Origin of the sequence: Brevibacterium picturae (assembly GCF_900105045.1) — a bacterium.
GTDB classification, from domain to species: domain Bacteria; phylum Actinomycetota; class Actinomycetes; order Actinomycetales; family Brevibacteriaceae; genus Brevibacterium; species Brevibacterium picturae.
Genome location: NZ_LT629739.1, coordinates 402,134 through 414,525, shown reverse-complemented (window position 1 = coordinate 414,525; position 12,392 = coordinate 402,134). Strand labels below are relative to the sequence as shown.

Here is a 12,392-nt window from a genome sequence, read left to right as displayed (position 1 = left end):
TCACTGAAAGTACACCGCGGCACTGAAGGATGCTCCCAAGCTCCGACAGGCGCATCACCCTGTCGGTGAAACACCCACTTTGAAACATCTGAGGAAGGGTCAGGGCAATGGCTATTATTCTCTGGATCATCGCAGCACTGCTCGTCATTTCGGGCATCTTCGCAATTTTCCGTAAGCAGATCGTGTGGGGCATCATCCTCATCGTCATCGGTTGCCTCGTCGGACCAGGCGGAGTGAGCATCTTCACCTGACCTGCTGAGACACAAATGCGGCGCCTCAACCCCGGGAAGGGTTGAGGCGCCGCATTTGTATCGGCGTCAGGCGTAGCCGTGGACCGGCGGCCCGTGGTCAGCCGTCGAGGTTATCGATCGCGTAGTCGGCCTGCTGCGAGGTGAACTGTTCGCCATGTTCACTGGTCAGCTGGTCATGGATTGCGTCCGGCGACATTGCCATAGTGTCTTGGTAGGACTTTGCCTTTTCGAGCGCATTCTGATTCCAGTCGGCATCGACATTGTCGACTCCGTATTGTGCAGCTTCAGCGGAGAACTGTTCGCCGTATTCGCTTGTCAGCTGATCGTACAAGCCAGCCTTACTCATGTGCATCATGTCCGAGTATGACTGTGCCTTGGTCAGTGCTGAAGAGTACTCAGCAGGAACACTGGACTCAGCCTCTTCCTCGGCGACAGGGGCTTCCTCTTCGACTGGAGCCTCGACGGGCTCCTCCGCAACAGGTTCCTCGACGACGGGCTCTTCTGCCGGCTCTTCAGCCACGGGAGCTTCCTCCACGGGCTGCTCCTCCGGTGCCTCGTCTGCAACAGCGTCTTCGACGGGTTCTTCGATCGCCGCAGGCTCGGCCTCGACGCTCGGGGCGGGATCCGCGATCTGTGTTGTCGACGTCGGCTTCGGTGACAGTGCACCGATGAGGATTCCCAGGGCGATGACGGCACCGGTGACGATCCAGGCAAGATTCTTATGCTGCTGGTAGCCGTTGAGCGGCATGCCCTGCTTGTCCCTCTGCGCACCGGACAGCGTGATGATGAGGTCGACGAGCACCCAGATGCCGAGACCGCCGAAGGTGATGAGTTTGAGGACTCCGGTGCCGATCTTGCCCAGGTAGAAACGATCGACTCCCAGTCCGCCGAGGAGCCAAGCGAAAAGCCATGTGGCAATGAACGACTTCTGCCCTGCGTGTTGCTGTGGGGGAACCCATGCGCCCGCGTAGGTGGTTTCGGGCATCTGCTGCTGTGTCATTATCACTTCCAGTGGTTGAGCGAGGTTGCAAGTACAGAAATAGTATATCTGGTACTTGAACAATAAACTACAAATTTGAAGTGATACTGCTCACTGCTCCACGTCCGTCTCAGAGCGGGTCTAGGGTGGCTGGTGACTCCCGTTGTCACCCGATCCGAGAGGAACCGTCATGTCCCAGGCACGTCCGCCCTTCCCGCCGTTCACTGCCGAGACCGCCGCGCAGAAGGTCCAGGGCGCCGAGGATGCGTGGAACACCCGCGATCCGCATAAGGTCTCCCTCGCCTACACCCCGGAATCGGTGTGGCGCAATCGCGATGAGTTCCTCTCCGGTCGTGAGGAGATCGTCGCCTTCTTGACCCGGAAGTGGGAGCGCGAACTCGACTATGCGCTGCGCAAGAGCCTGTGGTCATTCAGCGACGACTGCATCGCTGTGCGCTTCCAGTACGAATGGCACGACGCCGCGGGTCAGTGGTGGCGCAGCTATGGCAACGAGCTGTGGGAATTCAGCAACGACGGTCTCATGTCACGTCGGGAGGCGAGCATCAACGACGTCACCATCACCGATGCGCAGCGCCGGATATTCGGTCCCCGTCCCACCGAGGAACACGGAGTGGACATCGAGCTTCGCTGACGGCGGGCCACCTCGGCGCTGGTGAAGTAACGTCAATTCGTGCAACGAGAGAAGAGGGACAAGGCAATGGCAACGAGCTCAAATCTACGGTTGCGCGATCTCAAAGCCCCTGACAGCCGGGCGTCAATCGCAGCATACGAACTGGCGGCTGACTATCACTCGCCTGCGTTGCTCAACCATGTGTTGCGGTCATGGCACTGGGCGCGTGGCTTTGCCGCAATGGAAAGTCGATCCACCTTCGATGACGAGCTTCTCTATGTGGCCGCGCTGCTTCATGACATCGGAATCGTCGAGCCATTCGACAACCGCACCTTGTCGTACGAGGAAGCCGGCGGGCACGTCGCCGTTGCGCTGACGACGGGAGCCGGGTGGCCCAGAGATCGGCGTGTACGCGCCAAAGATGTCATTATCCGGCACAACTGGGCAGCCGTAGACCCGTCGACTGACCTCGAAGGGTATCTGCTCGAGGCTGGCACGGCTCTCGATATCACCGGCGCCCGATCGGGGGACCTGCCCTCGAGCTTCGTTGGCGAAGTCCTCAAGAAATATCCGCGCCTGACAGTTGCCCACGAGTTCACCGCCTGCGTGAGCGCCCAGGCCGAACGCAAACCCTCGACCGCTGCTCAGCGCATTGTCGATAGCGGCCTCGAGCAGAAGATGCTCAAGCACCCGTTTGAGGCAGCACGCTCGGAGTAGTGCGGTTGCCTCAAATGGGTGCGTGACACGGAGAAGCCACCGGCGATCATGTCTGTACGACGTGGTCACCGGTGGCTTTTCAAAGGACCGTCACAGGGACGGTTCCTCAGGTCAGTTCGACGGGGTGCGGGTCTCGGCGCTGAGGAACCACGCCTGCTGCTCCAGCTGCGAGATGAACTCATGAAAGATGTCGGCCGTGGTCGGGTCGGCGGCATCGACTTCGTCATGGACCTTGCGCATGGTCGCGACCGTGGCTTCGACGGCGCGCACGCTGAGATCGATGGCGTCATGGGTCGTGATCTCGCCGGCTGGGAACTCCGGCAGGGACGACTGCTCGGCGACAACCCTGGGGCGACCGTCCGCCGTGGCGTGCAGGGCCCTCATGCGCTCGGCGATGCTGTCCGAGCCGGTGCGGGCGATGGCCACTACCTCGTCGAGGTTGAGGTGCAGATCGCGGAAGTTGGGGCCGACGATGTTCCAGTGGGCCTGCTTGCCGACCAACTGCAGAGCAATGAAATCGACGAGGACGGACTGCATATTCTTGGCCAGAGCCGGGGACGCAGTGAAGCCGTGCTCCGCGTTCTCCGCGCCCGTGGTCTTCGTTCCGGCCGGCTGGGGTACCTTGACTGATTCAGCCATGATTCGTTCCTCCTAAAGCAGTGCAACGATGTGCCGTATATGGGCACCTCCTGCCGACGATAGACCTCAATCTTGGGTATGAGGTCAACGTTGCCGCCGTCTGGGGGCCGATATACTGAACAGTTATGGGAGCCATTCCGCGCAATCTCCGTCAGGGCCTCGATCGCCTCCGCGCCATCGCACCATGGGCCGCCGCCGGGCTCGCCTGCGCGGTCCCGCTCACAGTGGGGGCTTCATTGGCGATCGACCTGGTGCAGAAACGCGGTCGCAAACATCGGACGGCGCCACGTCCTGGGACCTTCCACGCCCACGTCGAAGACTCCCAGCTGAGCATCTACACCGACGGGGCGACACTGTATGACGACATGCTCGACGAGATCGGATCCGCAAGTGAGTCGATTCAGATGGAGACCTTCATCTGGAAGAACGACGAGATGGGCCAGAAGTTCATCGACGCCTTCAACGCCGCAGCCAAACGCGGGGTCAACATCCACATCATCTACGACGGTTTTGCCAACCTCTCCATCCCGCGCTCCTTCTATGAGCAGCTGTCCATGCGGATCAAGGTTCTGCGGCTGCCGCTCGTGGCCAGGAAGTTCTGGAGGGGGCCGCTGCGCCACTCCGGTTTCAACCACTCCAAGATCCTCGTCATCGACAACGACGTTGCCTTCGTCGGCGGGTTCAACATCGGTTCCCTCTACGCCCGACACTGGCGGGACACCCATCTGAAGGCGGCCGGTCCCGGCACCTGGGGGCTGCGCCAGTCCATCGCGCGAGTGTGGAACGAATTCCATGACTCGGACAATCAGATCGAATGGGTCGCGCCCACAGCCTGGGAGTCGAAGCTTCGGGTCTCGGCCAACCTGCCGATCCAGCTTGTCTACCCGATCCGGTCCATGTACCTCAACGCGTTCGAACGCGCACAGGACCGCATCTGGCTCACAACCCCGTACTTCATTCCCGATCAGCAGCTCCTCAATGCCCTCATCGACGCAGCAGCTCGCGGCGTCGACGTGCGGATCATGGTGCCGCAGGAATCCAACCACATCCTCGGTGACTATCTGTCCCGAGGCTTCTTCGAGCAGATGCAGCGGTCCGACGTCACTGTCCTGCTCTACACGGCGGCCATGATCCACTCCAAGATCGCGACGGTGGACGGAAAATGGTCGACGGTGGGGACAGCGAACATTGACCGACTGTCGCTGACCTTCAACTATGAGACCAACGTCGAGGTCATCGACCCCGACTTCGCTGCAGAGATGGAGAAGGCGTTCCTCTCCGACGCCGAACATTGCGAGGTCCTCGGCACTGACTGGTTGGACCGTCATCCGCTGACACAGATCGCCGAGTCGGCGCTGAAGCCGATGCGACCGTTCCTGTGAGTGTCTGAGGCAGGTTCTGCTGAGCTCAGGACAGGAGCTCGGTGAGCGTCTCTGCTTCCTCGGCGCACACGGCGCACCCGGCTAAGTGCACGTCCATGGGCACGTCCAGGTAGCTCGGGTCGCTCAGTGTGTGCTCGACGTATTCGTCGATGCGGGCGAAGCACTCATCACATGACAGGTATGGCTCCGTATCCGTGAGCAGCCGGGCGATCGCGTCCGGACTCAAGGGCTGGTGCGGGTCGGTCATGACGTCCTCCTATCGGGGAGTGCCTCGAGGTGGCCGGAGGCGATGAGCGCCTCGCGCAGTCGTTTCCGGGCATCGTGGACATTCTTATACAGCGCGTTGCGAGTGGTGCCCAGCCTCTGCGCCAGGACATCGATGGGCACATCGTCGATGAGCAGGGCGATCATGATCTGTCGTTGCCGAGGCGTCAGTGCCGTGCCCAGGGACGTGCGGACCGCACGCGCCAGATCGGAGCCCTCGGCGCGGCTGGCCGGCCCGTGATCGGCATCGACGAGCGGCAAGTTCTCCGAGAGCGTGACCTCGCGGTGGCGCCATGCCTGCCGGCGCACGGCGACACCTGCCTGCAGGATGCCGAACTTGAACACCCAGGTGCTGAATCTGCTGCGCCCCTCGAACTCGCCGAGTCTGCGCAGCACCGCGAGATGAGCATCGTCGGCGGCTTGCTGAGCCAGATCCTCCAGGTCAGTCGACCCGGCACCTGGAAGTTGATGCCGCAGCCGCCCCACCTGCAGCCGGGTGGCCTTGAGCAGCAGTTCGTGCAGTCTGCGCTGAGCCGCGAGCCGTTGCGGTGTCTCGGGTTCTTCGAACTCGCCGAGGTGAAGGTGCCAGTTGTCATCGCGCACACAGTCAGGGACAGAGATGGGTACATCACTCACGATCATCATTGTGCCACCACCAGGCGAAGCAGAGAAGGGTCATAGTTCGTTGGTGTCAGATGGGGGAGATGGTCTTACCTCAATCGGCGAAAAACCTTCCGCGAAACATTTTCTCTCGCCCCGGTAAGACGAGCATAAGGCGTGGACACCAACTGGGTACAGGAGGCCAACAGGCATCCTCCGCCCATTCGTGAAGGGACACGCTCATGTCACACAAACTCGCCACCCCCGAAGACACCGGATCAGACACCGGATCAGGCACCGGGGCAAGTTCCGGGGCAGTTGGCCTCAGATCTCACCTTGGAAGTGACCGCGCCTTCTTCCTGCTGCGCACCATCTTCACCGTCGCCCCGATCCTGTTCGGGCTGGACAAATTCTTCGGCCTGCTCACGAACTGGGACAGCTACCTGGCACCGTGGATCGATGCGATCGTGCCGGGGACCGCCCATCAGGCCATGTTCGCCGTGGGCATCATCGAGATCATCGCCGGCATCGTCGTCGCCGTGGCTCCGAAATTCGGATCACTGCTGGTCGTGGCCTGGCTGGCTGGGATCATCATCGACCTCGTCTCCATGGGACAGATCTTCGACATCGCCCTGCGCGACTTCGGACTGCTCGTCGCAGCCCTGGCCCTGACCGCACTCGCCTTCGACCGGCTCCAGAAGATGACGGCGAGCATGATCGCCCGCCTCATCACGAGCTGCCTCATCACAGCCCGTAGGTGGTGAGCTTCTCCTCTTCGTCGACGAGGAGCGTGAAGACATCGGGCCGGGCATAGTGACCAGCGGCATCGAAGTCGAACTTCGCCTGAGCCAACTCGTCGAGGTCGATCGTCGCGAGGAGGAGTCCGGCACCATTGCGCTTCGGTCCGGCGAGCACATGGCCCAAGGGCGAGACGATCATGCTGCCGCCGGAGATCAGCGTGGTGTCGGGATCCTCGCCTTGAAAAGGATGGACGTCGTCGGGCAGGTCGCGGCGCTGCAGGTACTGGTTCGCGCTGATGACGAAGCACCGTCCCTCCAATGCGATGTGGCGCATGGTCGAGGCCCACACCTCCCGCTCATCAACGGTGGGCGCGCACCAGATGTCGACGCCCTTGGAATACATGGTCTGGCGCAGCAGCGGCATGTAGTTCTCCCAGCAGATCGCCGAGCCGAGGGTGCCCAGAGCCGTCTCAATCGTCTCCAGCGTCGATCCGTCACCACGGCCCCAGAGGAAACGCTCTGCGGCGGTAGGGACGAGCTTGCGGTGTTTGGCTGCCAACCCGTCCTCGGGGGTGAAGAACAGCGAGGTGCAGTAGAGGGTGCCGCCGTCACGTTCGATGACGCCGATGACGATGGTCAGCCCATGAGTGCTCGCGGCGTCGGCCAAGGCATCGGTCTCTGGGCCGGGAACGGCAATCGCCGAGTCGAAGTAGCGTTGGAAGTCCTTCCGTCCTTGGGAGGAGCGGGAACCGACCGTGATACCGAAGTCCAGGCCCTTCGGATACCCGCCGAGGTAGGCCTCCGGGAGAACGACGAGTGAAGCTGACTGCTCCGCGGCCTCCCCGATATAGGCAAGTGCCTGTTTGAGTGTGGCTCCGGTATCGAACAACGTGCTGCCGGCCTGAACGGCGGCGACGGTGAACTGCGACATGTGAGGCTCCTTTGATCTGTGACACCCGACGAGGTGGTTCTCAGCCTGTAGCACCTGCCGTCATCGTCTCACCGGTGACCGGATGAAACCAGGGCGAGCCTGCTGTGAAACCACGATGAAACCGGTGGCGTGAACACTGAGGGAATGCAGAACATACGAACAGACCCATCGGTCCAAACCAACGCAGCTGCCTCCGCCACCTCGGCGGTGCGCATTCGCGGACTCGTCAAGACCTTCGGCGACTACACCGCTGTCAACCACATCGACCTCGACATCCGCAGGGGAGAGATCTTCGGCGTCCTGGGCCCCAACGGGGCAGGCAAGACCACGATGATCAACATGCTGGCCACGCTCCTGGCAATCGATGATGGGCACGCCGAGATCTTCGGTGTCGACGTCGCCCGCGAACCCCATAAGATCAGGCAGCTCATCGGCGTGACGGGGCAGTACGCCTCGGTGGACGAGAAGCTGACCGGCCGCGAGAATCTCCAGCTGATCGCCCGACTTCAGGGATTGAGCAGGACCGCTGCGCGGTCCGTCGCCGTCGAACTCCTCGAGGAATTCGGACTGGGTGCTGCCGCCGACAAACCGCTGTCCACGTTCTCCGGCGGCATGCGCCGACGCCTCGACCTGGCCGCCAGCCTCATCACCCGGCCCCCGCTCATCTTTCTCGACGAACCCACCACCGGACTCGATCCCCGCACCCGCAACCAGATGTGGGAGACGATCCGCAACCTCGTTGCCGGTGGCGTCACCGTGCTGCTGACCACGCAGTACCTCGAAGAAGCCGACCAACTGGCCGATCGCATCGCCGTCATCGACCGCGGTCAGATCGTGGCGCAGGGAACCCCCGGCGAGCTCAAAGCCTCCATCGGCGGCTCCAGCCTGCAGCTGATCCTCGGCGACGCCGGCGACGAAGACCGAGCTCGTGCAGTCATCAGCGAGCTCTTCGCCGGCGACGTCGTCCACGTGCCCGATCCTGGAGCGATCACGGTCTCCCTGCAGGTCGCCAGCGATGCGGCCACCGTGCTGCTGGCGCTGCGCGACCATTCGATCGATGTCTCGTCGATCAAGGTGCAGGAGCCCAGCCTCGACGACGTGTTCCTCACCATCACCGGCGAAACCGCCACTGAACCAAGCCCCACTGACGCAAGCAGAGAAGAGATCTCAGCATGAGCACCACACAGACCACCCAAGCCGCACGCCGCGCACCCATCGGCACGGTCAGCACCGACACGAGCCAACTTCCGGCCCGCCCGGGCCTCGTCGAATCCTGGAACCAGACCATGGGATTCGCCGCCCGTGCGCTCAAGCGCATGCGCCGCGAACCCGAGCAGTTCTCCGACGTCGCCATCCAGCCGATCCTCTTCACCGTCATGTTCGGCTTCATCTTCGGCGGCGCCATCAGCGGCGACATCGCGAACTACCTGCCGCTCATGGTTCCGGGCATCCTCGCGATGACCTGCCTGACCGCGAGCATGGACACCGGCGTGCAGCTGCGCGAAGACATGGACACCGGCATCTTCGACCGCTTCCGCACCTTGCCCGTCGCCCGCATCGCACCCCTGGCGGGGCCGATGGTCGCCGACCTGGTCCGCTACGCGATCGCCGCATCATTGACGTTCCTGACCGGAATCGCCATGGGCTACCGACCCGAAGGCGGTGCCCTCGGCGTGATCGCTGCGATCATCCTCGTCGTCGTCACCGGTTGGTCGCTGTCCTGGGCATTTGCCTACATCGGCACCGTGGTCCGCTCCGCTCAAGGCGCCCAGGGCATCTCGATGATGATCCTCTTCCCGCTGACATTCCTGTCCAACGCCTTCGTCCCTGTCGAATCTCTGCCGAACTGGCTCCAGTGGTTCGTCACCATCAACCCGATCTCACACGTCGTGTCCGGGGTCCGCGACCTTGCGAACACCGGTGCCGTGACCGCCGAGGTGGGATGGGCGCTCGTCGGCTGCGCCGTCGTCATCGCGATCTTCGCTCCGCTGGCGCTGCGGTCCTACCAGCGCAGGTGACCGTTCAAAGTGTGTGCGAGTGCAGCTCGTTCAGGGTGTGCGCGCATTCGTGGAGCTCGACGATCACCTCGGCGGGGGCGAGGTTCGCGAGCATGTAGGTCTCGGATTCAAGTAGGCCTGCCTGTTCGGCTGTCAGGTCATCGGCCAGGGCCCGCCAGTTCAACGAGGGGAAGCCTCGGTTGTAGCTGAGCTTGTCCGCCAAAGCCATCAGCTTGGGAATCTGATCCGCATCGGCATCCTCGCGGTGGTGTCCCCAGACCGCAAGCGCGAACGCGACAGTGCCCAGCACCGGGAAGTCATAGTGACCCCGCTGCTGGGCCGTTGCGCGTTCTGTCTTGTCCAGCAGGATCAGATACTTCTGCCTCGCGTCCTGAAACACCGTCTCCCTCTTCTTCACATCCACCTCGGTGGGGGAGCAGCGGGCACGGACAGCCGTACTCACAGCGGCACTGACGAGATTCCACGGGGCGAGTCCATCGCTGACGGGAACACCCGGCAGAGGCGCATGGTCACTCCCTGCACCCAGCGCACGATCGAGCAGCGTGAGTCCCTCATCGACCCGGCCGCGCATGAGCGCGAGCTCGGCCCGACCCAGCAGGAGCATGTACCGATGACGGTAGGCCTCGTCATGGTCATTCGACCTCGAGAGGGCATCGAGTTCGGCTTCGGCCGCAGCCACCTCGCCGAGGTTGAGGTGGGCGAACGCGAGCACTGACCGGCATTCGACGGTGTCACCGAGGTCATTGAACGTCGGGAGCGCGATTCGGGCGTGTTCGAGCGCCTTGGCGAAGTTCCCGAGCTGCAGATGCAGCTGGGACAGGGACTCCCGGTAGCGCGTTGACAGCCACGGCGGATCGTCGACGCGGATATCGGCCATAGCGTGTTCGAGCAGCGTGATCGAGGTGCCGACCTCACCGGCGTTTTCGTTGATTCCAGCGAGGAACGGTGCCGCCAGGAGCCGCGTGAGGCGATCGTCTGACTCGCTGAGTTTGTGAAAGCGGGCAAAGTCCTCCGGGGACTGTTCCGGCGCTTCGGATTCGATGACGGCGATGCCCAGGCGGGTCATGGCGCGGATGAAGGGATCATCCGAGTCCGGGCCCAGCTGCTTGAGCACACGCCGGGTCTCGGGAAGCTCATGCCAACGAGGGAGCATTCCCCACGTTGTCGTCTCGACGGCGAGGACCCGACGGGTCATCTCCGCGAGGTGATCGGGCATCGTCCAGGTCGAGAGGAACCGTTCGATGAGGTCGAAGTGCGTGACGATGTGGATGTGCTCGCCGCTGACCATCCAACATGGGAGCAGGGCCGCGAGCATGGTGACGGTGTCATCATCGTCACGATCGAGGAGACGGCGCAGAACATGCGCGAGGTTGTGTTCCTCGGAGCGCAGAATTCTGACCGCACGCAGCTGAGCAGACCCCATGATGTCGGGGACCGCCTCGGTGCAGAGGCTGATCGCCCAATCGTCGACGGCTGCCTCTGCCTGCGTCCGCTCGCCGGACTCTTCAAGCTTGAGCAGACCATATTCGCGGATCGTCTCGAGCATGCGGAAGCGGACTTCGCCGCCGCGCTCGATGACCGTGATGAGTGATTGGTCGACGAGGTCGTCGACGGCCTGGAGGGGGCTGGCGAATGTTGGTTGTGTCGCATGGGAGCCGAGCACTGCCTCGGCACAGTCGGCACTCAACGCATCGGGCAGGAGCGCAAGGTGGGCCAGGGCCCGGCGGGAATCCTCGCCGAGCAGCTGCCACGACCAGTCGATGACAGCCGAGAGCGTCTAGTGGCGTGCAGGTGCACTCCGATCACCGCCGCGCAGCAGTTCGAAACGGCGGGCCACGTTCTCGAGGATCGTCTCCGGGGAATGCGTGCGCGTGCGTGCGGCCGCGAGCTCGATCGCCAGCGGCAGGCCGTCGAGATGGTCGACCAGTTCGGCGACGACCGGCCGGTTGAGCGTGATGCTCGGGCGCACGGCACGCGCCCGCTGGGTGAAGAGCTCGATGGCCTCGGTACTTGGGAGCTGGTCGAGGTAGTAGGTGTGTTCGGCGGTCAGACGCAGAGGAGTGCGGCTCGTAGTGAGGACGCGCAGATCGGACACGGCCGAGAGCAGGTCGCTGACGAGGTCCGAGACCGCGTCAACGAGGTGCTCGCAGTTGTCGAGGACAAGCAGATTGCGGCCGACACTGAGCTGGGCGATGATGCGGGAGCGCAGATCGGGCAGGGGCGTCTGGCGCTCGATGCGCGAGATCGTCTCCCGCACCTGCAGCGTCTCTGCCACGGCCCCGATGACCTCGTCGGGCTGTCGGATCGTCGCGAGTTCGACGACGCGCACATGCGGCAGGGGGCTCATCCGCGCCAGCTCCTGAGCCAGGCGGGTCTTGCCCAGGCCGCCGGGACCGACGATCGTGACGAGCCTGGCAGAGGAAAGGAGACCGGTGACCTGTTCGAGGTCGTCGTCGCGTCCGAGCAGGCTCGTCGCCGCATACCGCACACCGGAGCGGACCGGTTCGTCCATGGCGAGGAGTTCCTGGTGGACGGCCTGCAGTGCGGGTCCCGAACTCGAACCGAGGTCCTCGGCCAGGCGAGTCTGCACGTCGGCGTAGGCCTGGAGAGCTGCAGGCGTCCCCTTCGCACCGGCGAGGGCACGGAGGAATTCGGCGGTGAGCTTCTCGTCGAAGGGGTTGGCCTCATGGAGTCGGGTGAGTTCGGGCAGAGCTTCACGGTGCCGGCCCTGCTTCGCCGTCGCCACAGCGATGACGCGAACGGCACGGGAATCCTCGCCGAGATCGATGGCAGTGCGAGCCAGCTCCAGCGCTCGGGGGATGTCCCCGACGGTCAGGGCAGCCTCGGCGTCCGTGGTCAGGATGTCGAGAGCCCAGAGGTCGATGTCCGCAGTCTGCAGTGCCAATCGGTAGCCGGTCGTGGTGCGTTCGATGGCCTCGGCGGTGGTCTGGGTTCGGGTCCGGGAGACGAGGACCTGCAGTGCCTTGCTCGGGTGTTCGGGCGGATCATCGGCCCAGATGGCGTCGATGAGGGCCTCGGCGGACAGGCCCCGGGGACCTGCCTCGGCGAGGGTGCGCAGCAGCGTCCGCATGCGCTCGCCCGGGATGGGGCGCGAACGCCAGGAGACGGTGCTCAGAAGTTTCAGCCGAGGATCCACGAGTCCCAGTCTACGAAAGCTTGAGTGAATCGGTGATCTGTGGGCGCTGTCGAACGCCCCTACCCGAGCTTCCTACCCGAGCT

The 12,392-nt window shown here is 63.4% G+C and carries 14 protein-coding genes; 7 read left to right on the top strand and 7 right to left on the bottom strand.

The features are described from left to right. The first annotated feature begins 107 nt into the window (after positions 1 to 107). On the top strand, positions 108 to 251 hold the full coding sequence (locus BLT92_RS20565; RefSeq protein ID WP_009884920.1) for a GPGG-motif small membrane protein: 144 nt from the start codon (positions 108 to 110) through the stop codon (positions 249 to 251). Positions 252 to 348: 97 nt separating this feature from the next. Here the strand turns inward: BLT92_RS20565 and BLT92_RS01920 are convergent, their stop codons facing one another. Beyond that, positions 349 to 1,251 carry an Ltp family lipoprotein gene (locus tag BLT92_RS01920; protein ID WP_092102515.1) on the bottom strand — a complete coding sequence of 301 codons (903 nt, stop codon included), beginning with the start codon at positions 1,249 to 1,251 and terminating at the stop codon, positions 349 to 351. A gap of 169 nt (positions 1,252 to 1,420) precedes the next feature. Between BLT92_RS01920 and BLT92_RS01915 the strand changes: the two genes are divergently transcribed. Together BLT92_RS01915 and BLT92_RS01910 are read left to right on the top strand one after the other, a co-directional pair. Beyond that, positions 1,421 to 1,882 carry a nuclear transport factor 2 family protein gene (locus tag BLT92_RS01915; RefSeq protein WP_092102511.1) on the top strand — a complete coding sequence of 154 codons (462 nt, stop codon included), beginning with the start codon at positions 1,421 to 1,423 and terminating at the stop codon, positions 1,880 to 1,882. A 66-nt stretch (positions 1,883 to 1,948) separates the two neighbouring features. Beyond that, positions 1,949 to 2,578: an HD domain-containing protein gene (locus BLT92_RS01910; RefSeq protein ID WP_092102508.1), complete on the top strand. Its 630-nt coding sequence runs from the start codon at positions 1,949 to 1,951 to the stop codon at positions 2,576 to 2,578. Between the two features lie 111 nt (positions 2,579 to 2,689). Here the strand turns inward: BLT92_RS01910 and BLT92_RS01905 are convergent, their stop codons facing one another. Next, entirely contained in the window at positions 2,690 to 3,217 is a 528-nt protein-coding gene (locus BLT92_RS01905; RefSeq protein ID WP_092102505.1) for a Dps family protein, read from the bottom strand. Between the two features lie 125 nt (positions 3,218 to 3,342). Here BLT92_RS01905 and BLT92_RS01900 point away from each other — a divergent pair, with 125 nt between their 5' ends. Further along, entirely contained in the window at positions 3,343 to 4,599 is a 1,257-nt protein-coding gene (locus tag BLT92_RS01900) for a phospholipase D-like domain-containing protein (RefSeq protein ID WP_092102502.1), read from the top strand. Positions 4,600 to 4,624: 25 nt separating this feature from the next. Here BLT92_RS01900 and BLT92_RS01895 read toward each other — a convergent pair whose 3' ends face one another. Beyond that, entirely contained in the window at positions 4,625 to 4,846 is a 222-nt protein-coding gene (locus BLT92_RS01895) for a hypothetical protein (protein WP_092102499.1), read from the bottom strand. Continuing rightward, the gene (locus BLT92_RS01890) at positions 4,843 to 5,499 is read right to left on the bottom strand and encodes an RNA polymerase sigma factor (protein WP_231938973.1); all 657 of its coding nucleotides are present in this window, start codon (positions 5,497 to 5,499) and stop codon (positions 4,843 to 4,845) included. The genes BLT92_RS01895 and BLT92_RS01890 overlap by 4 nt, the downstream gene beginning before the upstream one ends. A 206-nt stretch (positions 5,500 to 5,705) precedes the next feature. Between BLT92_RS01890 and BLT92_RS20745 the strand changes: the two genes are divergently transcribed. Further along, a complete protein-coding gene (locus tag BLT92_RS20745) occupies positions 5,706 to 6,227 on the top strand; it encodes a hypothetical protein (protein ID WP_231938972.1) in 522 nt (173 codons plus the stop codon). On the opposite strand, the gene BLT92_RS01880 is transcribed toward BLT92_RS20745, so the two are convergent. After that, the gene (locus BLT92_RS01880) at positions 6,208 to 7,134 is read right to left on the bottom strand and encodes a carbon-nitrogen hydrolase family protein (protein ID WP_157691302.1); all 927 of its coding nucleotides are present in this window, start codon (positions 7,132 to 7,134) and stop codon (positions 6,208 to 6,210) included. The two genes, BLT92_RS20745 and BLT92_RS01880, sit on opposite strands and share 20 nt — an antisense overlap. A 144-nt stretch (positions 7,135 to 7,278) precedes the next feature. Between BLT92_RS01880 and BLT92_RS01875 the strand changes: the two genes are divergently transcribed. After that, positions 7,279 to 8,310, top strand: a complete 1,032-nt coding sequence (locus tag BLT92_RS01875; protein WP_092108673.1) for an ATP-binding cassette domain-containing protein — start codon at positions 7,279 to 7,281, stop codon at positions 8,308 to 8,310. Continuing rightward, on the top strand, positions 8,307 to 9,152 hold the full coding sequence (locus tag BLT92_RS01870; RefSeq protein WP_092102496.1) for an ABC transporter permease: 846 nt from the start codon (positions 8,307 to 8,309) through the stop codon (positions 9,150 to 9,152). The genes BLT92_RS01875 and BLT92_RS01870 overlap by 4 nt, the downstream gene beginning before the upstream one ends. Positions 9,153 to 9,156: 4 nt before the next feature. Here BLT92_RS01870 and BLT92_RS01865 read toward each other — a convergent pair whose 3' ends face one another. Together BLT92_RS01865 and BLT92_RS01860 are read right to left on the bottom strand one after the other, a co-directional pair. After that, positions 9,157 to 10,839: a tetratricopeptide repeat protein gene (locus BLT92_RS01865; RefSeq protein WP_157691301.1), complete on the bottom strand. Its 1,683-nt coding sequence runs from the start codon at positions 10,837 to 10,839 to the stop codon at positions 9,157 to 9,159. Positions 10,840 to 10,929: 90 nt separating this feature from the next. Continuing rightward, positions 10,930 to 12,309, bottom strand: coding sequence for an AfsR/SARP family transcriptional regulator (locus tag BLT92_RS01860; protein ID WP_092102489.1), 1,380 nt, complete (start codon positions 12,307 to 12,309; stop codon positions 10,930 to 10,932). Positions 12,310 to 12,392: the final 83 nt, after the last annotated feature.

Coding starts and splice junctions, on each gene's coding strand:
- BLT92_RS20565 (WP_009884920.1), top strand. CDS start 108: ATGGCTATTATTCTCTGGATCATCGCAGCACTGCTCGTCATTTCGGGC.
- BLT92_RS01920 (WP_092102515.1), bottom strand. CDS start 1,251: ATGACACAGCAGCAGATGCCCGAAACCACCTACGCGGGCGCATGGGTT.
- BLT92_RS01915 (WP_092102511.1), top strand. CDS start 1,421: ATGTCCCAGGCACGTCCGCCCTTCCCGCCGTTCACTGCCGAGACCGCC.
- BLT92_RS01910 (WP_092102508.1), top strand. CDS start 1,949: ATGGCAACGAGCTCAAATCTACGGTTGCGCGATCTCAAAGCCCCTGAC.
- BLT92_RS01905 (WP_092102505.1), bottom strand. CDS start 3,217: ATGGCTGAATCAGTCAAGGTACCCCAGCCGGCCGGAACGAAGACCACG.
- BLT92_RS01900 (WP_092102502.1), top strand. CDS start 3,343: ATGGGAGCCATTCCGCGCAATCTCCGTCAGGGCCTCGATCGCCTCCGC.
- BLT92_RS01895 (WP_092102499.1), bottom strand. CDS start 4,846: ATGACCGACCCGCACCAGCCCTTGAGTCCGGACGCGATCGCCCGGCTG.
- BLT92_RS20745 (WP_231938972.1), top strand. CDS start 5,706: ATGTCACACAAACTCGCCACCCCCGAAGACACCGGATCAGACACCGGA.
- BLT92_RS01880 (WP_157691302.1), bottom strand. CDS start 7,134: ATGTCGCAGTTCACCGTCGCCGCCGTTCAGGCCGGCAGCACGTTGTTC.
- BLT92_RS01875 (WP_092108673.1), top strand. CDS start 7,279: ATGCAGAACATACGAACAGACCCATCGGTCCAAACCAACGCAGCTGCC.
- BLT92_RS01870 (WP_092102496.1), top strand. CDS start 8,307: ATGAGCACCACACAGACCACCCAAGCCGCACGCCGCGCACCCATCGGC.